Below are 24900 nucleotides of genomic sequence, written 5' to 3' on the forward strand. Positions count from 1 at the left end.
ATAGTCGCGCATTCGCGCAGCAAACCCACCGCTCGACCGAAATCGGAGCCGAGTTACCACGTGCGCAGCCAAAGCCGCGCAAGCGCGCCAATCCTGGCACCGCATTTGCTTGTCGCTAAAACAAATAATCAAACCAGCAAACGCCTGCCAGCTCGGATAGACTGCATGGCTGTTTGGGAATAACTACACACCCGCCATGACCAGACTCAGCGACTACTTCGAATACCGCCAAGACCAAGACGGGAATCCTTATCTGGCGGTGTCTATCCGCGGCATGACTTTACTGAAGTTGCCGGCCAGTAATAAAGGTACCGCATTTACCGAACAGGAACGCATCGACTTGGGCCTGGACGGACTCCTGCCGCCGCAAGTCACGACGCTGGAACAACAAATCGAGCGTTTGTATTTCAGTTACCGGCAACAGGCCGACGACATTTCCAAATACCAATTTCTGCGAGCGATCCAGGACCGCTCCGAAGTGTTGTTTTACGCGATACTGGAGCGACATCTGGAGGAGATGGTCCCCATCGTCTATACCCCGACGATAGGTTTGGCGGTACAAAAATTCAGCTCGCTATACCGTACCGCCCGCGGCTTGACGCTGGCGCCGAACAACATCGACCGCGCCGATGCGATTTTGAAAAACTACCCCTGGCACGACATCCGCATGATCGTTGTCACCGACGCGTCGGCGATTCTCGGCATCGGCGACCAGGGCATGGGCGGCTTATCGATCTGCATCGGCAAACTGGCCTTGTATACCGTTGGCGGCGGCGTCTGCCCGTTCCAGACCTTGCCGATCAATCTGGACGTGGGCACCAACCGCGACGAACTGTTGGACGACCCACATTATCTAGGCGTGCGCGCCAAACGCCTGGGACGGGATGCCTATTTTGCGATGGTGGATAAATTCGTCGCCGCAGCGCATCGGACCTGGCCCAAAGCCATCATCCAATGGGAAGACTTCACCAAGGATGTGGCATTCGACGTGCTGGCCCGCTACCGGGAAAAAGTGCCCTGCTTCAACGACGACATCCAGGGCACCGGGGCGATGGCGCTGGCCGGCATCCTTTCCGCTTGCCGCCGGCTCGGCCAAACCCTGGCCGAACAGATTATCGTCATCGCCGGCGCCGGCGCCGCCGGCATCGGCGTGGCCAGCGTAATCAAAGCCGGCATGGTGGATGCCGGCTTGCGCGAACCGGAAATCCGCCAACGCCTGTTTGTGGTGGATATTTACGGTTTGGTGGTCGACACCGAGGAACTGGAGCACTACAAACATGGCATCGCTCAACCGGCAGCGATTAGCCAAGCCTGGGGCATTCCGGAGCATCGGCCGCCCTCGCTGTTCGAGGTAGTCAGCCAAGCCAAACCCAGCGTCTTGATCGGCTTGACCGGTGCAGCCGGCTTGTTCGGTGAGAACCTAATCCGGACCATGACCGCAAACTGCGCCAACCCTATCGTGATGCCGCTATCCAACCCGACCGCCAATTGCGAAGCGACGCCGGCGGACATCATCGCCTGGAGCGACGGCCGCGCCATCGTCGCCACCGGCAGTCCGTTCGCCGATGTCAAACACTGCGGCGTTCGCCATAAAATCGGCCAGGGCAACAACGCCTTCATCTTTCCCGGCCTGGGCTTGGCGGCCATGCTTGGCGAGTGCCGCCGTATCAGCGACGCGATGGTATTGGAATCGGCTTATGCTTTGGCCGACTACAGCGCCGAGTTCGAGCCCGCTGCCGACGCGATCTACCCGGCTATCGCCGATTTGCAGAAAATCAGCAGCTATGTCGCAGAACGGGTGTTGGCCAAGGCCATCGCCGACGGCTCGGTCAGCCGCAACGACCTGGATGCGGCTCATTTGGCCGACTTTATCGCCACCAACCAATGGCACCCGCGCTACTTGCCGTTTCGTTACGTCGGCTGACCATCGCCGCCGGCAAGGATGGCGGCGGCCCAATTTTCCGCGCCGCCGGCAACGCTAACTTGCTAAAATAGCGCCAATTTTGTCGTTACCGCTCCCAAGCTCCTCACCTCGTGCTCAACCTGATCTGGGTCTTTTTCTTCCTGTCGGCGTTCGCCGTCGCCAGTTTCAAGCTATTGCTATTGGGCGACAGCCGGGTGTTTTCGGAAATGGTCGCGGCAATGTTCAACCTGGCGAAAACCGCGTTCGAAATTTCGTTGGGCCTGGGCGGCGTATTGGCATTGTGGCTGGGCATCATGAAAATCGGCGAACACAGCGGCTTCATAGCGTTATTGACCCGCGCGCTGAACCCGTTATTCAGCCGGCTGATGCCGGAAATTCCTCAGGGCCATCCGGCGTTGGGATCTATTACGATGAACATCGCCGCCAACATGTTGGGTCTGGACAACGCCGCCACGCCGATGGGCATCAAAGCCATGCAGGAAATGCAGACGCTAAACCCGCGGCCGGAGCAAGCTAGCGACGCGCAAATCCTGTTTTTGGTGATCAATACTTCGTCGGTGACGCTGTTTCCGGTGACGATATTCGCTTACCGGGCCCAGCTTGGCGCCGCCAATCCCACCGACGTATTCCTGCCGATTTTAATCGCGACCTACGTTTCGACCTTGACCGGCTTGCTGGCCGTAGCCTGGATGCAAAAGATCAACCTGCTCGACAAAGTGGTTTTGGCCTATTTGGGCGGCATCACTGCGTTGCTGGCCGGAATATTGAGCTATTTCTCCGGCCTGAGTCAGGCCGAGATGCTGGCGCAGTCGGCGCTGGCCAGCCACGTGATATTGTTCGGTTTGGTGGTCGCCTTCATCGCCGCCGCCTTGCACAAAGGCCTGAACGCCTACGAACTGTTCATCGACGGCGCCAAGCAAGGCTTTCAAACCGCTATCGGCATCATTCCCTATTTGGTGGCGATGCTGGTCGCTTTCGGCGTGTTCCGTGCCAGCGGCGCCTTGACCTTGATCAGCGACAGTGTGCGCTGGCTGGTGGATTATTACGGTGCAGACAACCGCTTTATCGACGGCCTGCCGACCGCCTTGATGAAGCCGTTCAGCGGCAGCGGCGCACGGGCGATGATGATAGACACGATGCAGGCCCACGGCGCCGATTCGTTTGCCGGCCGACTGGCTTCGGTAGTGCAAGGCAGCACCGAGACCACATTCTACGTATTGGCGGTGTACTTCGGTGCGGTCAACATCAAGCAGATTCGCCACGCCGCGGCCTGCGGCATTGTCGCCGACATCGGCGGCATTGTTGCCGCGGTTTTGGTGACTTATTGGTTTTTCGGCTAACCGCCGAGCAGGCGGCTCGATTCGCCGCAAAATTTGGAAACAAACAACAGATGCAAATACATTTAAAAACCCTGGGCTGCCGCCTCAACGAAGCCGAACTGGAGACCTGGGCCCAAGCCTTTCAAGCCAAAGGCCACGCCATCACCCGCAACGTCAACGATGCGCAGTTGGTCGTGATCAATTCCTGCGCAGTAACCCAGGATGCGGTCAAAAAATCCAAACAACTGATCCGCCGCGTGCATCGCGATAATCCGCAGGCCAAACTGGTGGTTAGCGGTTGTTATGCGACACTAAACGAAAGCGAAGCGGCGCAATTGATGGGCGTCGATCTGATCGTCGGCAACAACGACAAAAACCAGTTAGTCGAGCGCACGCTCAGCGAATTGAACATGGACAGCATGCCGGCCATGTCGACCGAACCCGGCGAGGTATCGCTGTTCAGCCGCGGCCGCCAGCGTGCCTTCGTCAAGGTCCAGGACGGCTGTCGCTACCGCTGCACCTTTTGTATCGTCACGGTCGCCCGCGGCGAAGAACGCAGCCGCAGCATCGACGAAGTCGTCGCCGAAATCAACGCGCTGCATGCCCAAGGCATCAACGAAGCCATCATTACCGGCGTGCACCTGGGCGGTTACGGCAGCGACATCGGCAGCGATCTGGCCGAACTGGTGCAAGCCATTTTGGCGCGGACCGAAATCCCGCGTCTGCGCATGGGCTCTTTGGAACCCTGGGAATTGCCGGGCGGTTTTTTCGAGCTATTCAAAAACCCCCGCCTGCTGCCGCACCTGCATTTGCCGCTACAAAGCGGCAGCGACAGCGTGTTGCGGCGCATGGCGCGGCGTTGCAAAACCGCCGAATTTGCCGAACTGGTGAACCGGGCCCGGAGCGCGATTCCGCATTTCAACGTCACCACCGACATCATCGTCGGCTTCCCCGGCGAAACCGAGGAGGAATGGCGGGAAAGCGTCGAATACATCCAGCGCATCGGCTTCGGCCATATCCACATCTTCAGCTATTCGCCGCGCGAGGGCACCAAAGCCGCCGGTTTGCCGAATCAAATCTCGCAGGAGCTTAAACGGCAACGCAGCCGGGAATTGCACGCACTGGCCGAAACGATGAAACGGGCATTTATCGAAAGCAATCTCGGAACCCTGGCCCCAGTGTTATGGGAAGGCCAGACCGAAGCCTTGGCGAACGGCGAGCTGCGCTATTTCGGCTACACCCCGAATTATTTGCGGGTAGCCTGTACGGTACCCGCCGAGCGAATCTTGGAAAACCTGATCGTGCCGGCCAGGCTGGACTCCGTGGCGGCAGACTTCGTTAACGCCAGCCTCGCCGAATAAAAAAGGCCGCAAGGCGTTACGCCCAGCGGCCTTGGTTTGGCATCGAAAATAACTTAATACGGGTTAGGATCCCACGGCCCGTAACCTTGGTCTTTCAGTTCGTCGAACTTCAACACGTCGTCATCCGGCACGTTGCCGTCGTGAATCAGGTAATTGCGTCTGGACAAATAGGCGTTTTTGAAAAATTCGTACCGATCCAAAGCGGCTTCGGTTGCGACTTTTTCCAGACCCAACAAATCGGCACGGGCGTCTATCACTTTCAACGCCCCCGGCCCGATCGAGGCTGCGGCGCCGATCCAGCTCGGATTTAAGTAGATGCCGGCATAGGTAAACGGATTCATCGCCGCATCGCCGACTAAACCGAATACGCCGCGCGGCGAGCTGGGGCCGAAGAACGGCAGCACCAAATACGGGCCAGTTGGGACGCCCCAATAACCCAGGGTTTGGTCGAAATCTTCATTGTGTTTGGCCAAGCCGATCATAGTACCGACATCGACAAAGCCGGCAACGCCGGCCGTAGTATTCACCAGAAACCGCGCACCGTCGGCGCCTGATTGGGCAAACTTGCCTTGCAGCGCGTCGTTAGCGCAAACGCCGATATCGTCGATGTTGCTGAAGAAATTGGTCACGCCCTGGTCGACAAAATTCGGGGTTACCCAGCGGTAGCCTTTGGCCACCGGCTTCATGACGTAGTCGTCGACGCCGTCGTTAAACGACTGCACGCTCCGGTTCCAACTTTGCCACGGGTCCTTGGGATCGACGGTATGGACCGTGGCGCAACCATTGGCCAAAGCCAACAACCCTGCGACCAGCCAAGTGGTATTTCTATTTTGCATAACAAACCTCATCAAATTGAATATTGTTTATACCTATCCAAAACTCACGTAACATAGCATACAACCCATTTTTTTTACCAACCCGCAGCTCGATGCAAAGCACTTTCAACCCGTTAGGCGATCGTTTCCGAGGCTATCTACCTGTCATTGTCGATATCGAAACCGCCGGTTTCAATGCCAAAAAAAATCCGTTACTGGAAATTGCTGCGGTAATCGTCGAACCCGACGCGGACGGCCTACTGCACGTTACCGAAAAACACCATTGCAATATCGTCCCGTTCAAAAACTCCGAACTCGACGAAGCCGCCTTGAAGTTCAACGGTATCGATCCCTACCACCCGTTCCGCATGGCAATCGAAGAAAAAGAGGCTTTGAACAAGTTGTTTACGCCAATCAAGGCCGCCGTTAAACGCAACCACTGCAAACGGGCGATCCTGGTGGGTCATAACCCGGCGTTCGACATCAATTTCCTGAATGCCGCGATAGACCGCACCAACCATAAACGCAGCCCGTTTCACCCGTTCAGCAGCTTCGATACCGCTACCCTGGGCGGGTTGGTCTACGGCCAGACCGTACTGGCCAAGATCGCGCAAGCGGCCGGGCTGGCCTGGGACAACTCCCGAGCGCATTCGGCACTGTACGATGCCGAACAGACTGCCGAATTGTTCTGCCTGATTATTAACCGCTGGAAGAAATTAAGCGAGTTGGAAGCCCTACAAAACTCGCCGATTAGCGACCTGGCGCACAATAACCCGACTGCCGGCGACCTCGCCGAGCAGTGATGCCCGCCAAAGGCTAACCCGGCGGCCTAGGCCTGCCGGCTCAATACCGAAGCCAGATTGACCTGTTTCGGACTGTAAATGCACAGAATGATGGGGCCGACGCTGAGCATGGCCAGTTTGTGGTCGGCGCCGACGATGACGATCTGCTCGATGGCGCCCAAGCTCAGCGAAACTTGGCCGTGCTGGGCGGCACGAATGGTTTCCTGAATCACCGCGCCGAAAGCGTCAATATGCGGCACCTCGGCGGACTGCGCCAGAATCAGGCCGTCGTGGTAAGCGGCGCAAGCGGCTATGCCTTTGATTTTGACGACTTTATCCACCAGCGCCTGCACGGCGTCGATGAAGGCCGCGCGCTTAGTCCTGGCGGATTCGCTGACGTTGACGATATCGCCGCCCGATTGGCGTTGCGCGGCGAGATAGTCCGCGGCGAGCCGATTCAGCGCCGCCAACTGGGTTTCGAACCAATGCATGCGGATTCTGCGGAGACAGTCTTAATTGGCCAGATAACTGCTGAACAAGCGCTTCAGCACCGGAATGGTCTCCTTCAATTCGAAGCGCACCCGGCCCAGCAGCGCCTCGCGTTGCGTGACCAAAGCCAACATGAAGCCGGCCTCGATCGGCGTCGATAGGATATAACCCTCCGAGTTTTCGCAAATCACCATGTTGGTGGAATGGTGGCCGACATGCTGCGCGGCTCTGGCCGCGGCACCGAACACCACCTGCACCGAGGCGCCGATGGCGTCGGTGTTGATTTCGAAGTCGCGGTGAATGTGGGTGACGAAACCGTCGCTGTCGACAATCGCCGCCGCCGAAACCCCCTGAATGCTCATCAGGTTGCGCAAAATCGAGTCGATCTCGTTGTTTTGAGATTTACGGGGATCGAGAAATTGGACGTTACTACTCATGCCGTACTCCTGATTATCGTTGTAATGGACCCGTCTACAGCAAATCGACGCGGATCAGGCAGGTTTTATCGCCCAGCGCGTTGCATTTGGTCTCGGTCGCCTTGACGTTGCGTTTGAAAAAAGTCTTGACGATGCCGCCGACCATGCCGGCCTCGAAATGGCAGATCGGCGCCGAGACGTTATGAATGCCGGCGCAGGAGACGCACTCGTCGACACGCAATTCCAGTACGCCGGCCGCCAAATCGACTTTATCCGGCACCACCAGGCCGATGCTTAATTGCCGGCACAGCATTTTGATCTTGCCGACATAGGTCTCCAAATCTTTATCGATGTTGGCTACCGCGATCTGGCCCATAGCCAAGCCTAAACTTTGCCCGGAATGGTAAACCAGCGACGGCGCGCCCTGCCCCAATATATCCTCGACGTTGGAACCCAACGCCACCATCCGTAACGCTTGAAACAGGCGAATCGGAATCAACGGCCCCAAATCGTTGCGGTTTTCGATTTCGAACTGGCCGGAAATAATGCCGTCGAGAATTTGCTGCTGGGCAATCTGATAGTCTGATTTGGTATTTTGTAACATGGCATCTCCTCGATTCGGTTAATGGCCCAGGCAATGCAGTTCCACTCTGCGGTTCAGCGCCTGACCGGCTTTGGTCTCGTTGGGCGCTGCCGGCCGCGCCATGCCTTCCGAGGCGGTAACGATGTTTTGTTTCGAAATGCCGCGGGCAACCAGCTGCTTTTTGACCGCATTCGCTCGGATCCGGCCGAGCGCAAGATTGCCTGCAGCAGTGCCCAAATTGCAAGTATGGCCGACCAAGCGGATTTGGCGAGGACAGCTTTGCGCCGCGGCAAGCAATTCGTCGGCCGCGGCAGCGGATTGCGGAGCCAGCTGGCCGGAGTCGAATTTAAAATACACGGTAAAGCGGGGTACTTCCGCAGCGTCTGCCGCTGCGTTGGGTACACCCGCCGCGGTCGGTTCGGTCGGTAATTCGGCTACCGCGTCGGCTGCCTGCCGTTCGCCATCGATACTCGCCTGATCCGGCTCCGCCGCAGGCCAAGGGTCGGATTTTGCCTCGGCCAGCGGCGTTGGTTCCGCGGCGGCGGGGTTAGCCGACGCGCCGGCATTGCCTGCCGCCATCTCCGGCGCCGGCCGACTATTTTCGGCCGCCGGCTCGGCCGGCATCGCCGGTTTATTCTGAGCCAACGTTTCGCCAGCCGGTTCAGGCTGGTTCGACAGTTTGGGCGCCAACACCGCAACCAAGGCCAGCAAACCGACCACGCCGACCAACCAAGGCACATTGCCGCGCTTCGGCTTTTTCAAGGCTTTTCCCGACTTGGCCTGCAACTCTCCGGACGCCAACCGCGCTTTATCCAGGGACGGCAGCAGGCCGTCCAAGCCGTCGTGATCGAGCGATCGAGGTTTTTTCATGCAATTTCCTTAGGTTCCGTTGGGCGCGAGCCCGCGAAATTTGCCGGGACGGGTTAAGCAAGCAGCGGCTGGATGCTGGTTGGCTATGATATGCAAGTTTAGACGCAGAATCAAAGTTGATACTGCGTCAAATAATTCGATTCCGGGAATTGACATCGAGCCACTGCATGCATGTCGCAAATGATTGTTTCCAATAGCTTGGCGCTTTCCAAAATAAACCTGCGTTGCGCGGTTTTTGGCTACAATTCGCTAACCTGATGCTAATACTCGCCGAATAATTAATCGTAGAAGAGACAGCAACGATGAAATACGACCGACCTTGATTCCGAGATTCCGCCATGCCGCACCAACCCTCACCAAACGCCAACGCCCCCGCCGCCGAAAACAATTTGCCCGCTTGCAATCGTTGCCAGGATCTCGATGAACTGGATTTCGACTTCAGCTTCGCCTATCAGCCCATAGTCAATTTTTTCGCCAGAACCATCTTTGCCCACGAGGCTTTGGTACGAGGGATCAACGGCGAATCGGCCGCGTCGGTATTGTCCAGAGTCACCGACGAAAACCGTTACCGCTTCGACCAAAGCGGCCGCGTCAAGGCCGTGGAAGGCGCTGCAAAATTGGGCATCCAAGAATTTCTATCGATCAATTTTCTGCCGAATGCGGTTTACCAGCCCGAAGCTTGCATCCGTTCGACCTTCGAAGCGGCACATAAATATAATTTTTCCAAAGACCGCATCATCTTCGAAGTGGTCGAAGGCGAGGACGTTTCCGATCGGCCGCATTTGATCAATATCTTCACCGAATACCGCCGCTTCGGCTTCAAGACCGCTATCGACGATTTTGGCGCCGGTTACGCCGGCCTGAATCTGCTGGCCGAATTTCAGCCCGACTTGATCAAGCTGGATATGGACTTGATCCGGGACATCCACCTCAACAAGGCAAAACAAGCCATTGTCCGCGGCGTGGCTCAAATTTGCCGGGAACTGGAAATCGAAGTTTTGGCGGAAGGCATAGAAACCAAGGCCGAGCGCGATTTCTTACTGTCTTGCGGCGTGACGCTGTTCCAAGGCTACTTGTTCTGCAAACCGGCGTTTCAAGCGATCGGCCGGATCGACCCGGACGCCTGGACCTGAGCGTCGGCCGCGCACTTTTAAAAACGTACCGCCCGCCGTTTTGCCCCCCAATCGCCGGGCCGGGGTTGGAACAGGCCGGCACAGCGCGTACCGCAAAAACGGCAACTGCCCGCCGCATCCAGGTTCCAGTCGGACAATACATACCAGTCTCTGCCAATCAACAATTCGCCGCAATGGTGGCAGTAGGTGCTCTCCGCCGCCTTGTCGTGGACATTACCGACGTAGGCGTAACGCACGCCGTTTTCTAACGCGATACGGCGGGCCGTCAGCAACGTAGACAACGGCGTATGCGGTTTGTCGGCCATTTTCCAGTCCGGATGGAACGCAGTGAAATGCATCGGCACCTCGGGCCCCAGATGCTCGACCACCCATTGCGTCATTGCCTGCAACTCCGCCTCGGAATCGTTTTCGCCCGGAATCAGCAACGTGGTCAGCTCGAACCAGACCTGGGTTTCCCGCTTCAAATACAACAAGGTCTCCAACACCGGCTGTAAATGGCCGCCGGTGATTTTGCGGTAAAAGTCCTCGGAGAAGGCTTTTAAATCGACGTTGGCAGCATCCATATACCGGTAAAACTCGGCGCGCGGCTCGGCGCAGACGTAACCGGCCGTCACCGCCACCGACTTCAATCCCAGTTCCCGGCAGGCCTGAGCGGTATCGACGGCGTATTCGTGGAACACTACCGGATCGTTATAGGTATACGCCACGCTGCTGCAGCCCTGCTCCAATGCCGCCTTGGCAATCGCTTCCGGGCTGGCGCGGCTCATCAAGGTATCCATTTCCCGCGACTTGCTGATGTCCCAGTTCTGGCAAAATTTGCAGGCCAGATTGCAGCCGGCGGTGCCGAACGACAGAATCGGCGTGCCGGGCAGAAAGTGGTTGAGCGGTTTCTTTTCGATCGGATCGACGGCAAAGCCGCTGGAACGGCCGTAGCTGGTCATCACGATTTGCTGATTCAGGTTTTGCCGAACAAAACACAAACCGCGCTGACCTTCATGCAATTTGCAGAAACGCGGGCACAAATCGCATTGCACTTTGCCGTCTTCCAAAAGGTGCCAATAGCGGGTGGCGGCAGTGTCGGGACTGAGTAAAGTAGCCATGATGACGCTCCTTGAACCTAGCGGAAAAAATCCGGTCGTTACCGGTGCAGTTAGCAGTAGAATAACTCCGGAGCGGCCACGGACTGTAGTTATTTCGACAGCCACGGCTGCCCCGGCTTACTGATCGATTACAACTCTAATAAGGATCAGCGCATGAACAGAAAACCCGCGGTCGCCGGCCGCTTTTATCCGGCGCAACCCCAACAACTCCACGCCGAAATCGCCGGCTTTCTGCAGCAGGCCGAACCGGCGGAACAAGTTCCCAAAGCCATTATTGCCCCGCACGCCGGTTATATTTACTCGGGGCCGATTGCCGCCAGCGCTTACGTGCGCTTGAAGCCGGCGGCCGGATCGATCAAGCGCGTGGTAGTGATCGGACCCTCGCATCGGGTGGCGTTCCGCGGCTTGGCGGTCAGCCGCACCCACGCCTACACCACGCCGCTCGGCGACGTTCCGGTGGACCGGACCGCGGTAGAAACCTTGTTGCAACTCCCCTTCGTCGAATATATCGAGCAGGCGCATACGCTGGAACACAGCCTGGAAGTCCAGCTGCCATTTCTGCAAGAAGTTTTGCGGGACTTCAGCCTGGTGCCTATCGTAGCCGGCGACGCCAGCCCGGACCAGGTCAGCCAAGTGCTGGACCTGCTGTGGGACGGACCGGAAACGCTGCTGGTGGTCAGTTCCGACCTCAGCCACTACCACTCTTACGCCAGCGCGCAACGGATGGACCGCAATACCAGCCAACTGATCGAGCAATTGCGTTATCAGGACATCGGCGGCGAGGATGCCTGCGGCAAAGTGGCGGTGAACGGCCTGTTGAAATTACTGGGCGAAAAAGGCCTGTCGATCAAAACCATAGACCTGCGCAACTCCGGAGACACCGCCGGCGACAAGCAGCAAGTGGTGGGCTACGGTGCCTATGTCGTTGACTGAAGACCAAAGGCAGCGGCTATTGGCGCTGGCCCGGCAATCAATAAGCCACGGCCTGCAGACCGGCCGGCCGCTTACTGTGGAGCTGTCGGACTATCCCGGCGAGTTGAGCGCCCACCGCGCCACCTTCGTCACGCTGGAGCGCGCCGGCCAGTTGCGCGGCTGTATCGGCATGCTGGAAGCGCGGCGGCCGTTGGCGGAAGACGTGGCGGAAAACGCCTTTGCCGCCGCCTTCCGCGATCCGCGCTTCCCGCCGCTACGGGACAGCGAGCTGGCCGGACTCGATCTGCACATCTCGGTGTTGGCACCGGCGGAACCGCTGCCGGTCGCGTCGGAAGCCGATTTGCTGCAACAACTTCGCCCCGGCATAGACGGTTTGATCCTACAGGAAGGTGGCCGGCGGGCAACTTTTCTGCCGGCGGTTTGGGACGATTTGCCCGAACCGGCCCGTTTTCTGAACCACCTGAAACAAAAAGCCGGCCTGCCGGCCGCATATTGGTCGGACAGCCTACGGTTTTTCCGCTACACCACGGAAAGCTTCGGCTGAGCCGCCGCTTCCGCACAACCCAGTAAATTCGCGGCCTCCGGGCTTTTTTCTTGTTCGAAAAGCCGTTGCAACATTATAATGGCGGCATTTTCGGCTAATTTCGGCCCGCCGATTTTGCAGCCGTCGGCAGGATCGCCGCCGGCACCGAACGGATTTCAGCGTATTTGGGTACCATTGATGAAAAACCACACCTATAAACCCTGCGACCTAGTGATTTACGGTGCGCTGGGTGATTTGTCCAAGCGCAAGCTGTTGATTTCTTTATATCGCCTGGAAAAGTCGGAATTACTCGAGCCCGACACCCGCATCGTCGGCGTCGACCGGCTGGACGAGACCAGCGAAGGCTTCGTCAAAATCGCCCGCGCCAGTCTCGATGCGTTTCTGAACAACACCATCAACGAAGAAATCTGGCAACGTTTTTCTAAGCGCCTGTCTTATTTGAAAATCGACCTGACTCAGCCGGAACAATACCTGCAGCTCAACGCTGCCGTGGAGCCGGACAAACGGGTCATGGTCAATTATTTCGCCGTTGCACCGTTTTTGTTCAAAAACATTTGCCAGGGCCTGCAAAGCTGCGGCGTGTTGACGCCGGAAGCGCGAATGGTGATGGAAAAGCCTATCGGCCACGATTTGAAATCCTCGAAAGAAATCAACGACGCCGTCGCCGACGCGTTTCACGAAGACCAGGTTTACCGGATCGACCATTATCTGGGTAAGGAAACCGTATTAAACCTGCTGGCTTTGCGCTTCGCCAACTCGATTTTCACAACCAACTGGAACCACAACACGATAGACCACATCCAGATCACGGTCGGCGAAGACATCGGCATCGAAGGCCGTTGGGAATATTTCGACAAGACCGGCCAGTTGCGCGACATGTTGCAAAACCATCTGTTGCAAATCCTAACCTTCGTGGCGATGGAGCCGCCGGCCGACCTGGAAGCGGAAAGCATCCACATGGAGAAAATCAAGGTGCTGAAAGCCCTGCGGCCTATCACGGCGCGCAACGTCGAGGAAAAAACAGTACGCGGCCAATATACCGCCGGTTTCATCAAAGGCCAGGCCGTACCGGGTTATCTGGAAGAAGAAGGGGCCAACAAGGAAAGCACTACCGAAAGCTTCGTCGCGATCCGGGTCGACATCGACAACTGGCGTTGGGCCGGCGTGCCGTTTTACATGCGTACCGGCAAACGCATGCCCAACAAGCGCACCGAAATCGTCGTCAACTTCAAACAGTTGCCGCATAACATTTTCAAGGATAGTTTCCGTGATTTGCCGGCCAATAAACTGGTGATCCATTTACAGCCTAACGAAGGCGTAGACGTGGTGATGTTGAACAAAATCCCCGGCATCGACGGCAACATCAAGTTGCAGCAAACCAAGTTGGACTTGAGCTTTTCGGAAACTTTCAAAAAGAGCAGCATCTTTGGCGGTTACGAAAAGCTGATTCTGGAAGCCCTGCGCGGCAACCCGACGCTGTTTTTGAGCCGCGAGGAAATCGAACAAGCTTGGGCGTGGGTCGATTCGATCCAGGACGCTTGGGCGCACAGCCACAGCGCGCCCAAATCTTATCCGGCCGGAAGCTGGGGCCCTATCGCCTCGGTGGCGTTATTGGCTCGCGACGGCCGAGCTTGGGAAGAGTAACCATCTAAATCCATCACGAGTAAAACGATCATGGTTAGAGAATTTTTTTTCGAACAGCGCAACCACTTGTTCACCGCATTGGTAGCGGAATGCCACGACGTCTTGTCCGAGGCGATCAGCAAACATGGCCATGCCGTGCTGCTGGTTTCCGGCGGCACCACGCCGGCACCGTTGTACGAAGCGCTGTCCAAATCCGACCTGAACTGGAAAAAGATCAAAGTAGCCCTAGTCGACGAACGCTGGGTGGACAGCGACCATAGCGCCAGTAACGAAGCCTTGATCCGCCGCAGCCTGCTGATCAACAACGCTCGCAATGTCGAGTTTGTCGGCATGAAAACCGCTGCCGCGACCGCCGCGGCCGGTCAAGCCGAAACCGAAAGCCGTTACCAAGCATTGCCTCAGCCGTTTACCTTGAGCATCGTCGGTATGGGCATCGACGGCCATACCGCGTCGTTGTTTCCGCACGCCCCCGGTCTGGCCGAAGCGTTGAGCGAAGATAACACGCAACTGACCGCGGCAATCGACGCGATTCAGAGCGAAGTCACCGGGCCCAACACCGAACGCCTGACCTTGACCCGCAACGGCCTGCTGAAGTCGGAACGCATCGTGATCCTGTTCACCGGCGAGGACAAACTGGCCGTATTCGGCCAAGCCCAACAGCCCGGCCCGGTCGAAGACATGCCGATCCGCGCGCTGTTGAACCAGGAGCAAGCGCCGGTGGAATTGTACTGGGCGCCTTAACCAACGTATTTCAGGGCGGGTTAGGCGCGCATGACCCAAGAATGCTCGATCCCAAGACCTATAGGCGCGTCGCAAGCTAATCGGCGCAATGGCCGCCAGGAGATTCTATGCACCCTACTTTAGAAAAAGTCACCGCGGACGTGGTGAAACGCAGCCGCGAAACCCGTGCGGCTTATCTGGCTCGGATCGACGCCGCGGCCGCACAGGGCCCGCATCGCGCCAAATTGCCCTGCGCCAATCTGGCGCATGGTTTTGCGGTGTGTTCGGCGGCTGAAAAAGAAGAGCTGGCCCATGGCCCCAAAGCCAATGTCGGCATCATTTCCGCTTACAACGACATGTTGTCCGCCCACGAACCGTACAAGGATTATCCGGCGTTGATCAAGCAAGCCGTGCGCGAAGCGGGCGGCGTCGCCCAGTTTGCCGGCGGCGTGCCGGCGATGTGCGACGGCGTTACCCAGGGCATGCCGGGGATGGAATTGTCGTTGTTCAGCCGCGACGTGATTGCGCTGTCCACCGCCATCGGCCTGAGCCACAATATGTTCGATGCCGCACTGTATTTGGGAGTCTGCGACAAAATCGTGCCCGGCTTGCTGATCGGCGCGCTCAGCTTCGGCCATTTGCCGGCCGTGTTCGTACCGGCCGGCCCGATGACCAGCGGCCTGTCCAATAAGGAAAAATCGCGCGCCCGCCAAAAGTATGCCGAAGGCAAGATCGGCGAGAAAGAATTGCTGGAATCCGAGTCCAAATCCTACCACAGCCCCGGTACCTGCACCTTCTACGGCACCGCCAACAGCAACCAGATGATGGTGGAAATCATGGGCTTGCATTTACCGGGCGCGTCGTTCGTCAATCCGTACACGCCGCTGCGGGATGAGTTGACCAAGGCCGCCGCCAAGCAGGTGTTGAAATTCACCGCACTCGGCGACGATTTCCGGCCGATCGCCCACGTCGTCGACGAAAGAGCCATTATCAACGCGATTATCGGCCTGTTGGCGACCGGCGGTTCGACCAACCACACGATACATTTGATCGCCATCGCCCGCGCGGCCGGCATCATCATCAACTGGGACGACTTCGACAAACTGTCGAAAATCATTCCGCTGCTGACCAAGATTTATCCGAACGGCCCGGCCGACGTCAACCAGTTCCACCATGCCGGCGGTATGGGCCTACTGATCAAGGAATTGTTGGAAAACGGCCTATTGCACGGCGACATTCTGACCATCGGCGACCAGCGGGGCATGGCCCAATACAGCCAGGCTCCCGCGCTTGACGGCGCCGGCAAGCTACACTGGGCGGAAGGCCCGGCCCAATCGCTGGATCCGGAAGTCATCGGCAGCGTCGCCCAACCCTTCGCCGCCGGCGGCGGCTTGCACGTGATGCACGGCAACTTGGGTCGCGGCGTCTCGAAAATTTCCGCCGTTGCCGAAAAGCACCAGGTAGTAACGGCGCCGGCCATGGTCTTCGACGATCAGCTCGACGTGGTTGCCGCCTTCAAACGCGGCGAACTGGAAAAAGACGTCATCGTGGTGTTAAGGTTTCAAGGCCCGAAAGCCAACGGCATGCCGGAACTGCACAAACTGACCCCGGTACTGGGCGTGTTGCAGGACCGCGGCTTCCATGTCGGTCTGGTGACCGACGGCCGCATGTCCGGCGCCTCCGGCAAAGTGCCCTCGGCCATCCACATGTGGCCGGAATGTATCGACGGCGGCCCATTGGCCAAGGTGCGCGACGGCGACATCATTGTGCTGAACACCCAGACCGGCGAAGTCAACGTCCAAGTCGACCAAGCCGAGTTCGAGGCCCGCGCCGCCGAGCCCAACCACGCCACCGGCCACCACTTCGGCATGGGCCGGGAATTGTTCGGCGCGATGCGGGCGCAGGCGTCGTCGGCGGAAACCGGCGCCACCAATCTATTTTTTGTCGATTGAACGACCGGATTTCAAGCGACTCGGCCAATGCGGTTTTCGCGCTAAGTCGAATCGGATTTAACATATTGGCAACAGGCAGCGGCAGGCAAACATGAAAGCAGATATCGGTTTAATCGGATTGGCGGTGATGGGACAGAATTTAGTCCTGAACATGAACGATCACGGCTTCAAGGTGGCGGTCTACAACCGCACCACCAGTAAAGTCGACGAGTTCCTGGACGGGCCGGCTCAAGGCACCCAGGTCGTCGGCACTCATTCCCTGGCGGAATTGGTCGACAGCCTGGCATCGCCTCGCAAGGTCATGCTGATGGTCAAGGCCGGCAGTGTCGTCGATCAATACATCGACGATTTGTTGCCGCTGCTGGCGCCAGGCGACATCATCATCGACGGCGGCAATTCGCTGTTCACCGACACCAACCGCCGCACCCAATACCTGGCCGATAAAGGCCTGCTTTATGTCGGTACCGGCGTCTCGGGCGGCGAGGAAGGCGCCCGCCACGGCCCGTCCATCATGCCGGGCGGCAATAAAGCGGCGTGGCCGGCGGTGAAGCCGATTTTTCAAGCGATCAGCGCCCATGTCGATAACCAACCGTGTTGCGAATGGGTCGGCGACAACGGCGCCGGCCACTACGTGAAAATGGTGCACAACGGCATCGAGTACGGCGACATGCAATTGATTTGCGAAGCCTACCAATTATTGTCGGAAGGCCTGGGCTTGAGCACCGACGAAATGCAGGCAATTTTCGCCGACTGGAACCGCGGCGAATTGAGTTCTTACCTGATCGAGATCACCGCCAACATCCTCGCCTATAAAGACGAAAACGGCGAGCCGCTATTGGACAAGATTCTGGATACCGCCGGCCAAAAAGGTACCGGCAAGTGGACCGGCATCAATGCGCTGGATTTGGGAATTCCACTGACCTTGATCGGCGAATCGGTCTTCGCCCGCTGCCTGTCGGCGCAAAAAGACGAGCGGGTCAGAGCCGCGAAAATTCTGCCCAAGCAGCATAAAGCTTTCAGCGGCGACCGTCAGGCCATGGTCCACGCCATCCGCCAGGCATTGTACGCATCCAAAATTATTTCGTATGCCCAAGGTTTCCGCCTGATGCGCGAAGCCGCCCAGGAATACAAGCTGGCGCTCAATTACGGCGACATTGCCCTGATGTGGCGCGGCGGTTGCATTATCCGCAGCCAATTTTTGAACGATATTAAACAGGCTTACCAACAAAACCCCGACTTGGAAAACCTGCTGCTGGCGGATTTCTTCGCCGCGGCGATGCAGCAGGCCGACGCCGGCTGGCGCCAAGCCGTGGTCATGGGTATCGAATTGGGCATTCCGACGCCGGCGTTTTCCTCGGCGCTGGCCTATTACGACGGTTACCGCAGCGAACGCCTGCCCGCCAACCTGTTGCAAGCCCAACGCGACTATTTCGGCGCCCATTCCTACGAACGCACCGACAGTCCCCGCGGCGAATTCTTTCATACCGACTGGACCGGCCGCGGCGGCAAAACGGCGTCGACGACGTATACGGTTTAACCGCCGGCACCGGAAAGCGGGTTATCCGATAAACACGAGTTGGGTTAGCGTAGCGTGGCCCGACAATTAAGCCCAGTTGGGTTAAGCTACAACCCAAACCCACTAATGGATAAATCAATGACAGTAACTATCAAAGAAGTCATGACCACCTCGCCGGTAATGCCGGTCATGGTTATCAATAATCTGGAAAACGCCGTGCCGCTGGCCAAAGCCCTGGTCGAAGGCGGCTTGAAAGTGCTGGAAATCACCTTGCGCACGCCGGTGGCGCTGGATGCGATTCGCCGAATCAAAGCCGAAGTACCCGGCGCGATCGTCGGTGCCGGCACCATCATCAACGTCACCACCCTGCACCATGCCATCGACGCCGGCGCCCAGTTCATCGTCAGCCCCGGCGTGACCGAAAATTTATTGGACGCTGCATTGGAAACCAGCGTACCGTTGTTGCCCGGCGTCATTACCCCAAGCGAAGTCATGCGCTTATTGGATAAAGGCATTACCGCGATGAAGTTTTTCCCGGCCGAAGCCGCCGGCGGCATTCCGATGCTGAAGTCGATAGGCGGGCCGCTGCCGCAAGTCACCTTCTGCCCGACCGGCGGCGTCAATCCGAAAAACGCGCCGGAATATTTGGCGCTGAGCAACGTCGCCTGCGTCGGCGGCTCGTGGATGGCGCCGGCCGAACTGGTCGACGCCGGCGATTGGGCCGAAATCACCCGCCGCGCCGCAGCCGCATCGGCTTTGAAAAAGTAATCGGCCGGAGCCGCCCTGCGGCCAACGGCCTGGCGGCGGGATGCGTTGGCTGCAGCCGCCGCCGTTCGCAAGCCTCCGGCGGCGCTGACCGTCGCCCTCGTCCGGATTGGAAAAGCGCAATCTGTTCCGATCCGGTTCAATCCCACATCACCGCCGCCGGCACGGCTAGCCGAGCCATGAAAAAACCGCCGCTGCATTATTTCCGCCGCGATTTCAACGCCATGGGTACGCCGTGCCAAATCCAGTTGTTCGCAGCCGGCGCAGCCGAAGCGATGGCCGTCGCCGATGCGGCCATCGCCGACGTCCGGCGTTTGGAAGCCCGCTATTCGCGTTACCGCGACGATAGTTTTCTATCCGAGATCAATCGGGCCGCCGCCAGCGGCGCCGCGATCGAGGTCGACGAGGAAACCGCCGGCCTGCTGGATTACGCCGCAACCTGCTACGCGCAAAGCGGCGGCCTGTTCGACATCACCTCCGGCATCCTGCGCCGGGCCTGGAAATTCGATTCCGGCCAATTGCCGGAGCAATCGTTGATCGACAATTTGTTGCAACGCGTGGGCTGGCACAGACTAAGCTGGCAGCGGCCGCGGCTGGCCTTTGCCACGGCCGGCATGGAAATCGATTTCGGCGGCGTGGTCAAGGAATACGCCGCGGACCGGGCCGCAGCCTTATGCCAGGCCCATGGCATCCGCCACGGCCTGGTCAACTTGGGCGGCGATATCAAAGTCGTCGGCCCCCGCGCCGACGGCAGCCCGTGGCAAATCGGTATCCGCCATCCCCACCGAAGCGGCGGCTTGCTCGATACGCTGGCCCTGGCGGCGGGCGCGGTCGCCAGCAGCGGCGATTACGAACGCTGCATCACATTGGACGGCGTGCGTTACGGCCACGTCTTGAATCCGCGGACCGGCTGGCCGGTGCGGCATCTGGCTGCGGTAACCGTCGTCGCCGAATTCTGCGTCGTAGCCGGTAGCGCGTCGACGATTGCGATGCTGAAAGAAGGCGACGGCCCGGCCTGGTTGGCCGATCTGCAACTGCCGCACTTATGGGTGGACCTGAACGGCGAATGCGGCGGCTCGGCGGCACTCGGGGTAGCGCAGCCGGCAGATCCGGAGCGGCAGCGCTGAACCTTCAGGGCCTATCCGGCTCGGCGAACTCGTAGAGTTTGTACTTTTCCACCAACGGCCGCAGCACTTGCTGGGCGACCCGCAGATATTCCGGATCGTGCAGAAATTGCTGGTAAGCCTGGCGGCTTTCGAACACGGCGGAAACGGCGACATCGTAACTTTCGTCCAGCGCCGCATTGGCTCGGCTGCGCCGGACTGCGGCCGGCGTACCGGCATCGTAAGCCACCACCCCCGGCAATCGGGCCAGCGGCCGGCTGGCCTCGATGTATCGCTGGCGGGCTTGCGGGTCTCCCGGCTGTTTCAACCAGACCACGGCGACGTGGTGCATTCTGCCGCCGGCTTCCCCGGTTTGCGGTTGCACGGGCTGGGAGCAGCCCGCGGCTAGCCAAGCGGCCAGCGTCAGCCCATAAAATGGTTTCATAGTGTGGTCTCCACAGCGGTTCTAATGGCCGGCAACCGCTTCATTGGCTGCGCAGGCGTTGGATACGTTCTTCGCTATTCGGGTGGCTGGACAGGTAATCCAAACCGGCGCCGAATTTTCCGTCAAGGCGACTTTGCCGGGCGGTTTCCAATTTCAGCAGCATATCGGCCAAGCGGCCAGCCGAAAGCCCGTTCGCCCGCAGCGTTTCGGCGGCAAAATTGTCGGCATCGCGTTCGAACTCGCGGGAATAGCGCGTTTCCAGCGCCAAGGCCGGCGCCGCCGCCAGCAAATTGCTGAAATCGCCGAGATACCAAGCCATCGCCAGACCGACCGCCGAAGCCTGCAACATCTGACGCAGAGCATGGCGCCCGGCGACATGCCCCAGTTCGTGCAGCAAAACCGCAACGATTTCGGCGTCGTCTTCCGCCAATTCGACCAGCGCGTCCAATACCACCACGCTCCCGCCCGGCAAGGCGAAGGCATTGGCACCCAGTTCGGCGCTGGCGCGAAATTGCAGTCCGGCCGGACGGACGGACGGATCGGGCAATACCAAAGCCGCGAGTTTGGCTTCCAGTCCGCGCCGCCGATCCTGGCTTAAGCCGCTGGGCTGCAATACTTTACCGTCCAGGTCGGCCAAAACTTCGCGGTCCAGGCCCGCGGCCAGTTCGGCCGGAATCCGTTCCGCCAGGTTTTGCGCGGCATAGGGCAAGCCCCACAGATAGCCGGCGCCGGCCGTCGCCAGCACCAGTAACAAGGCCAAGCCCGACCAGCGCCAGCTATTCTCCAACGCCGCCACCCGGCTATCGGCACCCGGAAACAACTCGGCAAACCCGCGGTTGTCGGCTACCTCGCAGCGGGCGCCGTCGGCGAACAAAACCACGCGCGGCGTGCTGCCGAGCGGCGGCTGAATGTCAAGGCCGGCCAGCGCGTCGCGGCGGACCACATCCTTACCTTGCAGCAACAGCTTGTCGCCCTCCAGGCACAATGTGACCGGATGGGCCTTGGCGTTACGCCCGTCGTAGTAAACCGCCGCTACCCGCATTTACAAGGCGATATCGAAATCGAACATTTCGGCCATTTCGTCGCCGGCCGCCGAAGCATCGGCCTGCAGTCCGGCGACGAAATCGTCCGGATTGCCCTCCATCAGCACGTGCAGATGTTCGATCCGGTAACGCGCCAGCCTGATATCGGCAAACGGTTTGTACAAGCCCAGCGTCAGCACCACCAACACGACGTTGCTCAGCATCAATCCCAACAATTGGTAGGCACTGACATTGGCCACGAAACGGTGCTCGCCCAGCGTCGTCGCCCCCCAAACCAGATTCTGCAAACGCGCCGTGACATAGGGATAGGCAAACAGCAGCAACCCCAAATAAGTGCCAAGCGCAGCCAGCAACAGGCTCATCGCCGTCAATTGGCCCTCTTCCACGGCGAACCAGCCGTTGCTGCCCAATATGCTGGTCAACACCATCAAACCGGCGAACAGCACCACGCCCAACATCAACGTCATTAGATAAATGGCGTAATAGGCGCCGGCACCTGCCGAAAACCTGAATTCGGCGCTGCCGTAGCTGCTGTTGTTGCGGGTATAGGCCGCCATGCGTTGCTGCGCGAACGGCCACAACAAACCCAAACTGAGACCGGCCAACAGCGGCCACAGCAAAAACGCCAGATAAGCCGGCCCGGTCCGGCCGCGAAAGGCAAAGCGCAAGCCGCGATAGCTGGTATTGTGCATTCTGAACCGCAACGACCGCACCAGCAGCCAAGGCGCCAAGGCCATAATCAACATCAGAATGAACGCCGCCGCGGTTGGTGCAAAGCTGCTGGCTGCGGTATAAGCGGCAAACAAGGCAAAGGCCGCCAGCCGGCCTTTCAAGATGGCTATGGGCTCGCCGTGGTAATCGAAACCGGCCCCGGCCAGACGGGTGTGCCGATAAAAATACTGGTTACGCCGCACCTTGGCCCAAGCCGAATAGATTCCGAGCGTCGCGATACTCAAGCCAACATTGACTATCCAAAGTCGAAAATACTCGCTGCCGCTACCGCTGAAATGCAGTGGCAGCGGCTGCGCCTGATGCTGTGCCATGTGAAGCCCCCTTCGGTTAAATTATCGGACCAAGCATAGTGCATGTCTTGGCACTGGCAAAAAATCGGCGTTGGCAAATACAGACCGTGGCCTATAATGGCCGAAAGGGGCTCTGACGGGTTCGACCCCGGTTCCGGACCGCAGCCGCCGCAACGCAGGCAGCGGCCGATGCCCCCGGTTAAAAGCCCTGTCCACCCGGAACCGAATAACAAGAAGAACGATGAAAAACAATCAACCGGTTACTCAGCGGGAAATCTCTTACAGCCCGGAAACCACCATCACCTCGGCCACCAATCCGGCCGGCGCGATCAGTTACATCAACCAGGATTTTCTAAAAATCAGCGGATTCGGCCAAGACGAGCTGATCGGCAAAAGCCATAACGTCGTCCGCCATCCGGACATGCCGCCGGCCGCTTTCGCCGATTTGTGGCAAACCATTAAAAGCGGCCGACCCTGGATGGGCATCGTCAAAAACCGCTGCAAAAACGGCGACCATTATTGGGTGGATGCTTTCGTAACGCCGCGTTTCGCCAACGGCAACATCGTCGGCTACGAGTCGGTCAGGGTCAAACCGAATGCCGCTTGCGTTGCCCGCGCCGACGCCATCTACCGGCAATTGAACGCCGGCAAAAACGCCGCAGCCGGCCGCGGCTCCAGCCTATCGGCCAGACTGACTCTGGGCTTTGCCGCGATCCAAGCCGCCGGCTGCGCCGGATTGGTCTTGGCCGGCACGATCTCGCCCACCGCAGCAGCCATGGCCTTCGCCGCCACGGCAGTGCCGGCCTATGTCTGGAGCGCGTTGGCACTGCGGCCGTTAAAAGCCGCCGCCGGCGAAGCCGGCGACATTATCCGCAACCCGTTGATGCAGCAGATCTACACCGACGATGCCGGCGAAGTGGGCCAACTGCTGTTGGCGATCAAATTGCTCAAAGCCAAGTCCAGAACCATCATCCGCCGCCTGATTCAAGCCACCGAACCGTTGGCGGAAAAGGCCGAAGCCAGCGACCGCGCCGTGAAAAGCGTCAATCTGGCCATGGCCCGACAAATGGGGGAAATCGAACAGGTGGCCGCGGCGATCCACCAAATGAGCGCGACGGTCAGCGAAGTCGCGCGCAGCGCGGCCCAGGCCGCGCAAGCCACTAACGACGTCAACCGCCAATCTCACGATACGCTGGCGCGGGTCAACGACAGCATAGAGATGATCAATCGGCTGGCCGCCGCCGTCGACCAAGCCGAAGCGGTGATCCAGGTTCTGGCCGACCGCAGCAAACAAATCGGCGGCGTATTGGATGTAATCCAGGGCATTGCCGAACAGACCAACCTGCTGGCGTTGAATGCCGCAATCGAGGCGGCCCGCGCCGGCGAACAGGGCCGCGGCTTCGCGGTGGTAGCCGACGAAGTGCGCACCCTGGCCGGCCGCACCCAAAACTCGACCGAACAAATCCATAAAATGATCGAAGCCTTGCGCGGCGGCGCCGACAATGCGGTGCGGGAAATGGCTAAGGTCCGCGAACTGGCCGCCTCCGGCGCGGCGCAAGGCAAGAATTCGACGCAACTGTTGCAGGAAACCGGACGTTCGGTGGGCGTGATCAACGACATGATCGTGCAAATCGCCAGCGCAGCGGAGCAGCAGCATGCCGTGGCGGAAGACATCTCCCGCACTGTGGAAGCGATTGGCACCTTATCGCGCGAAACCACCAATCACGCCAACCTGGCCAGCGCAGCCAGCGGCAGCGTATCCGAGTTGAGCAAAGAACTGGACATGATGGTCGAGCAATTCGACGACAAAACGGATTAGCCCGGCGCCGGCATTATTCGGCCGGCTTCCACTTGATGTTGCAGCCGATGCTGGGGATTTGCTCGGCGCCGATCGGCCGGCCGGCCAACAGATTATCCAGCGCGTTGCGCAAATCGGCGCCGGTAACCGGCTCGGCGTTCTTCGGCGTCGCCGCATCCAGCCGGCCGCGGTAGACGCAGGCCAGCCCGGCATCGAACAAATAGATGTCCGGCGTGCACGCCGCCTGGTAAGCCTTGGCCACAGCCTGGCTTTCGTCGTACAGGTAGGCGGCAAACGGATTGCCCCACTCGGCCATCATCGCTTGCATTTTGTCCGGCGCATCCTCCGGATAATTGGCGATGTCGTTGGCGCTGATGGCGATCGTCGCGACGCCGGCCGCAGCATATTCGCGGGCGATGGCGATCAATTGTTGTTTGACGTGCAACACGTAGGGGCAATGGTTGCAGATAAACATCACCAGCGTCGCCCGCTCGCCGCGCAAATCCTGCAACGCGAACTCGCGGCCGGTGACGCTGTCGGGCAAGCGGAAATCGGGGGCAATGGTGCCGAGCGGCAACATCGTGGAGGCGGTAGCGGCCATAATTGACTCCTGTACGGATTGA

At 59.1% G+C, this 24900-nt stretch carries 24 protein-coding genes; 14 read left to right on the forward strand and 10 right to left on the reverse strand.

Translation table 11 applies throughout. The features are described from left to right. The first annotated feature begins 196 nt into the window (after positions 1 to 196). The 3 genes from VXJ35_RS14755 (at position 197) to mtaB (ending at position 4604) form a co-directional block, all read left to right on the forward strand. Positions 197 to 1924, forward strand: coding sequence for an NAD-dependent malic enzyme (locus VXJ35_RS14755; protein ID WP_064022154.1), 1728 nt, complete (start codon positions 197 to 199; stop codon positions 1922 to 1924). Between the two features lie 110 nt (positions 1925 to 2034). Further along, on the forward strand, positions 2035 to 3264 hold the full coding sequence (locus tag VXJ35_RS14760) for a nucleoside recognition domain-containing protein (RefSeq protein WP_064022155.1): 1230 nt from the start codon (positions 2035 to 2037) through the stop codon (positions 3262 to 3264). 50 nt (positions 3265 to 3314) lie between these two features. Continuing rightward, positions 3315 to 4604 carry a tRNA (N(6)-L-threonylcarbamoyladenosine(37)-C(2))-methylthiotransferase MtaB gene (mtaB, locus tag VXJ35_RS14765; RefSeq protein WP_064023530.1) on the forward strand — a complete coding sequence of 430 codons (1290 nt, stop codon included), beginning with the start codon at positions 3315 to 3317 and terminating at the stop codon, positions 4602 to 4604. 53 nt (positions 4605 to 4657) lie between these two features. Here the strand turns inward: mtaB and VXJ35_RS14770 are convergent, their stop codons facing one another. Further along, positions 4658 to 5440, reverse strand: a complete 783-nt coding sequence (locus tag VXJ35_RS14770; protein ID WP_064022156.1) for a VacJ family lipoprotein — start codon at positions 5438 to 5440, stop codon at positions 4658 to 4660. A 92-nt stretch (positions 5441 to 5532) separates the two neighbouring features. On the opposite strand from VXJ35_RS14770, the gene rnt reads away from it, so the two are divergent. Next, positions 5533 to 6222: a ribonuclease T gene (gene rnt, locus VXJ35_RS14775; RefSeq protein ID WP_082880940.1), complete on the forward strand. Its 690-nt coding sequence runs from the start codon at positions 5533 to 5535 to the stop codon at positions 6220 to 6222. Positions 6223 to 6248: 26 nt separating this feature from the next. Here rnt and VXJ35_RS14780 read toward each other — a convergent pair whose 3' ends face one another. Genes VXJ35_RS14780 through VXJ35_RS14795 form a run of 4 tightly spaced genes read right to left on the reverse strand, consistent with a single transcriptional unit; the run spans position 6249 to position 8559 of the window. Next, positions 6249 to 6692: a hypothetical protein gene (locus VXJ35_RS14780; RefSeq protein ID WP_054761134.1), complete on the reverse strand. Its 444-nt coding sequence runs from the start codon at positions 6690 to 6692 to the stop codon at positions 6249 to 6251. A gap of 21 nt (positions 6693 to 6713) precedes the next feature. Beyond that, on the reverse strand, positions 6714 to 7127 hold the full coding sequence (locus VXJ35_RS14785; protein ID WP_054761132.1) for a roadblock/LC7 domain-containing protein: 414 nt from the start codon (positions 7125 to 7127) through the stop codon (positions 6714 to 6716). A 34-nt stretch (positions 7128 to 7161) separates the two neighbouring features. After that, positions 7162 to 7710, reverse strand: coding sequence for a V4R domain-containing protein (locus VXJ35_RS14790; RefSeq protein ID WP_082880941.1), 549 nt, complete (start codon positions 7708 to 7710; stop codon positions 7162 to 7164). A gap of 18 nt (positions 7711 to 7728) precedes the next feature. After that, positions 7729 to 8559 (reverse strand): OmpA family protein, encoded by an 831-nt coding sequence (locus VXJ35_RS14795; protein WP_064022157.1) that lies wholly within the window; start codon positions 8557 to 8559, stop codon positions 7729 to 7731. 338 nt (positions 8560 to 8897) lie between these two features. Here VXJ35_RS14795 and VXJ35_RS14800 point away from each other — a divergent pair, with 338 nt between their 5' ends. Beyond that, complete coding sequence (locus VXJ35_RS14800; protein ID WP_082880942.1) at positions 8898 to 9692, forward strand: EAL domain-containing protein; 795 nt, start codon at positions 8898 to 8900, stop codon at positions 9690 to 9692. Between the two features lie 17 nt (positions 9693 to 9709). Here the strand turns inward: VXJ35_RS14800 and amrS are convergent, their stop codons facing one another. Further along, the gene (amrS, locus tag VXJ35_RS14805) at positions 9710 to 10792 is read right to left on the reverse strand and encodes an AmmeMemoRadiSam system radical SAM enzyme (protein WP_064022158.1); all 1083 of its coding nucleotides are present in this window, start codon (positions 10790 to 10792) and stop codon (positions 9710 to 9712) included. A gap of 153 nt (positions 10793 to 10945) precedes the next feature. On the opposite strand from amrS, the gene amrB reads away from it, so the two are divergent. From amrB to VXJ35_RS14845, 8 genes are all read left to right on the forward strand, one after another. Next, positions 10946 to 11725 (forward strand): AmmeMemoRadiSam system protein B, encoded by a 780-nt coding sequence (gene amrB / locus VXJ35_RS14810; protein WP_064022159.1) that lies wholly within the window; start codon positions 10946 to 10948, stop codon positions 11723 to 11725. Further along, positions 11712 to 12269: an AmmeMemoRadiSam system protein A gene (gene amrA / locus VXJ35_RS14815; RefSeq protein WP_064023533.1), complete on the forward strand. Its 558-nt coding sequence runs from the start codon at positions 11712 to 11714 to the stop codon at positions 12267 to 12269. The genes amrB and amrA overlap by 14 nt, the downstream gene beginning before the upstream one ends. 177 nt (positions 12270 to 12446) lie before the next feature. Continuing rightward, positions 12447 to 13913 carry a glucose-6-phosphate dehydrogenase gene (gene zwf, locus VXJ35_RS14820; RefSeq protein WP_064023534.1) on the forward strand — a complete coding sequence of 489 codons (1467 nt, stop codon included), beginning with the start codon at positions 12447 to 12449 and terminating at the stop codon, positions 13911 to 13913. Positions 13914 to 13943: 30 nt separating this feature from the next. Next, positions 13944 to 14654, forward strand: coding sequence for a 6-phosphogluconolactonase (pgl, locus tag VXJ35_RS14825; RefSeq protein WP_064022160.1), 711 nt, complete (start codon positions 13944 to 13946; stop codon positions 14652 to 14654). Between the two features lie 107 nt (positions 14655 to 14761). Beyond that, positions 14762 to 16585, forward strand: a complete 1824-nt coding sequence (gene edd, locus VXJ35_RS14830; protein ID WP_064022161.1) for a phosphogluconate dehydratase — start codon at positions 14762 to 14764, stop codon at positions 16583 to 16585. Positions 16586 to 16676: 91 nt separating this feature from the next. Further along, the gene (gnd, locus tag VXJ35_RS14835; protein ID WP_064022162.1) at positions 16677 to 18122 is read left to right on the forward strand and encodes a decarboxylating NADP(+)-dependent phosphogluconate dehydrogenase; all 1446 of its coding nucleotides are present in this window, start codon (positions 16677 to 16679) and stop codon (positions 18120 to 18122) included. A gap of 117 nt (positions 18123 to 18239) precedes the next feature. Then, positions 18240 to 18869 carry a bifunctional 4-hydroxy-2-oxoglutarate aldolase/2-dehydro-3-deoxy-phosphogluconate aldolase gene (locus VXJ35_RS14840; protein ID WP_064023535.1) on the forward strand — a complete coding sequence of 210 codons (630 nt, stop codon included), beginning with the start codon at positions 18240 to 18242 and terminating at the stop codon, positions 18867 to 18869. 176 nt (positions 18870 to 19045) lie between these two features. Then, on the forward strand, positions 19046 to 19993 hold the full coding sequence (locus tag VXJ35_RS14845) for an FAD:protein FMN transferase (RefSeq protein ID WP_064023536.1): 948 nt from the start codon (positions 19046 to 19048) through the stop codon (positions 19991 to 19993). A 4-nt stretch (positions 19994 to 19997) separates the two neighbouring features. Here VXJ35_RS14845 and VXJ35_RS14850 read toward each other — a convergent pair whose 3' ends face one another. From VXJ35_RS14850 to VXJ35_RS14860, 3 genes are read right to left on the reverse strand one after another with little or no spacing between them, the layout of a single operon-like run. Then, positions 19998 to 20414: a Dabb family protein gene (locus VXJ35_RS14850; protein ID WP_064022163.1), complete on the reverse strand. Its 417-nt coding sequence runs from the start codon at positions 20412 to 20414 to the stop codon at positions 19998 to 20000. Positions 20415 to 20454: 40 nt separating this feature from the next. Beyond that, positions 20455 to 21456 carry a M48 family metallopeptidase gene (locus VXJ35_RS14855; RefSeq protein WP_064022164.1) on the reverse strand — a complete coding sequence of 334 codons (1002 nt, stop codon included), beginning with the start codon at positions 21454 to 21456 and terminating at the stop codon, positions 20455 to 20457. Then, positions 21457 to 22500: a YjgN family protein gene (locus tag VXJ35_RS14860; protein ID WP_064022165.1), complete on the reverse strand. Its 1044-nt coding sequence runs from the start codon at positions 22498 to 22500 to the stop codon at positions 21457 to 21459. It lies immediately after the preceding gene. A 220-nt stretch (positions 22501 to 22720) separates the two neighbouring features. Here VXJ35_RS14860 and VXJ35_RS14865 point away from each other — a divergent pair, with 220 nt between their 5' ends. Further along, positions 22721 to 24298, forward strand: a complete 1578-nt coding sequence (locus tag VXJ35_RS14865; RefSeq protein ID WP_064022166.1) for a PAS domain-containing methyl-accepting chemotaxis protein — start codon at positions 22721 to 22723, stop codon at positions 24296 to 24298. A gap of 13 nt (positions 24299 to 24311) precedes the next feature. Here VXJ35_RS14865 and VXJ35_RS14870 read toward each other — a convergent pair whose 3' ends face one another. Continuing rightward, positions 24312 to 24878 carry a thioredoxin family protein gene (locus VXJ35_RS14870; RefSeq protein WP_054763297.1) on the reverse strand — a complete coding sequence of 189 codons (567 nt, stop codon included), beginning with the start codon at positions 24876 to 24878 and terminating at the stop codon, positions 24312 to 24314. Between the last annotated feature and the right edge of the window lie 22 nt (positions 24879 to 24900).

It is taken from the genome of Methylomonas sp. DH-1, assembly GCF_046097555.1.
In the GTDB taxonomy this organism is placed as follows: domain Bacteria; phylum Pseudomonadota; class Gammaproteobacteria; order Methylococcales; family Methylomonadaceae; genus Methylomonas; species Methylomonas koyamae.

Bases quoted from the DNA above. Each gene is read 5' to 3' on its own strand.
- VXJ35_RS14795 (WP_064022157.1), bottom strand. From the start codon at position 8,559: ATGAAAAAACCTCGATCGCTCGATCACGACGGCTTGGACGGCCTGCTG.
- edd (WP_064022161.1), top strand. From the start codon at position 14,762: ATGCACCCTACTTTAGAAAAAGTCACCGCGGACGTGGTGAAACGCAGC.
- VXJ35_RS14755 (WP_064022154.1), top strand. From the start codon at position 197: ATGACCAGACTCAGCGACTACTTCGAATACCGCCAAGACCAAGACGGG.
- VXJ35_RS14840 (WP_064023535.1), top strand. From the start codon at position 18,240: ATGACAGTAACTATCAAAGAAGTCATGACCACCTCGCCGGTAATGCCG.
- rnt (WP_082880940.1), top strand. From the start codon at position 5,533: ATGCAAAGCACTTTCAACCCGTTAGGCGATCGTTTCCGAGGCTATCTA.
- pgl (WP_064022160.1), top strand. From the start codon at position 13,944: ATGGTTAGAGAATTTTTTTTCGAACAGCGCAACCACTTGTTCACCGCA.
- VXJ35_RS14870 (WP_054763297.1), bottom strand. From the start codon at position 24,878: ATGGCCGCTACCGCCTCCACGATGTTGCCGCTCGGCACCATTGCCCCC.
- VXJ35_RS14855 (WP_064022164.1), bottom strand. From the start codon at position 21,456: ATGCGGGTAGCGGCGGTTTACTACGACGGGCGTAACGCCAAGGCCCAT.
- VXJ35_RS14850 (WP_064022163.1), bottom strand. From the start codon at position 20,414: ATGAAACCATTTTATGGGCTGACGCTGGCCGCTTGGCTAGCCGCGGGC.
- VXJ35_RS14780 (WP_054761134.1), bottom strand. From the start codon at position 6,692: ATGCATTGGTTCGAAACCCAGTTGGCGGCGCTGAATCGGCTCGCCGCG.
- amrS (WP_064022158.1), bottom strand. From the start codon at position 10,792: ATGGCTACTTTACTCAGTCCCGACACTGCCGCCACCCGCTATTGGCAC.
- VXJ35_RS14860 (WP_064022165.1), bottom strand. From the start codon at position 22,500: ATGGCACAGCATCAGGCGCAGCCGCTGCCACTGCATTTCAGCGGTAGC.
- zwf (WP_064023534.1), top strand. From the start codon at position 12,447: ATGAAAAACCACACCTATAAACCCTGCGACCTAGTGATTTACGGTGCG.
- VXJ35_RS14790 (WP_082880941.1), bottom strand. From the start codon at position 7,710: ATGTTACAAAATACCAAATCAGACTATCAGATTGCCCAGCAGCAAATT.
- VXJ35_RS14800 (WP_082880942.1), top strand. From the start codon at position 8,898: ATGCCGCACCAACCCTCACCAAACGCCAACGCCCCCGCCGCCGAAAAC.
- amrA (WP_064023533.1), top strand. From the start codon at position 11,712: ATGTCGTTGACTGAAGACCAAAGGCAGCGGCTATTGGCGCTGGCCCGG.
- VXJ35_RS14785 (WP_054761132.1), bottom strand. From the start codon at position 7,127: ATGAGTAGTAACGTCCAATTTCTCGATCCCCGTAAATCTCAAAACAAC.
- VXJ35_RS14770 (WP_064022156.1), bottom strand. From the start codon at position 5,440: ATGCAAAATAGAAATACCACTTGGCTGGTCGCAGGGTTGTTGGCTTTG.
- amrB (WP_064022159.1), top strand. From the start codon at position 10,946: ATGAACAGAAAACCCGCGGTCGCCGGCCGCTTTTATCCGGCGCAACCC.
- mtaB (WP_064023530.1), top strand. From the start codon at position 3,315: ATGCAAATACATTTAAAAACCCTGGGCTGCCGCCTCAACGAAGCCGAA.
- VXJ35_RS14845 (WP_064023536.1), top strand. From the start codon at position 19,046: ATGAAAAAACCGCCGCTGCATTATTTCCGCCGCGATTTCAACGCCATG.
- gnd (WP_064022162.1), top strand. From the start codon at position 16,677: ATGAAAGCAGATATCGGTTTAATCGGATTGGCGGTGATGGGACAGAAT.
- VXJ35_RS14865 (WP_064022166.1), top strand. From the start codon at position 22,721: ATGAAAAACAATCAACCGGTTACTCAGCGGGAAATCTCTTACAGCCCG.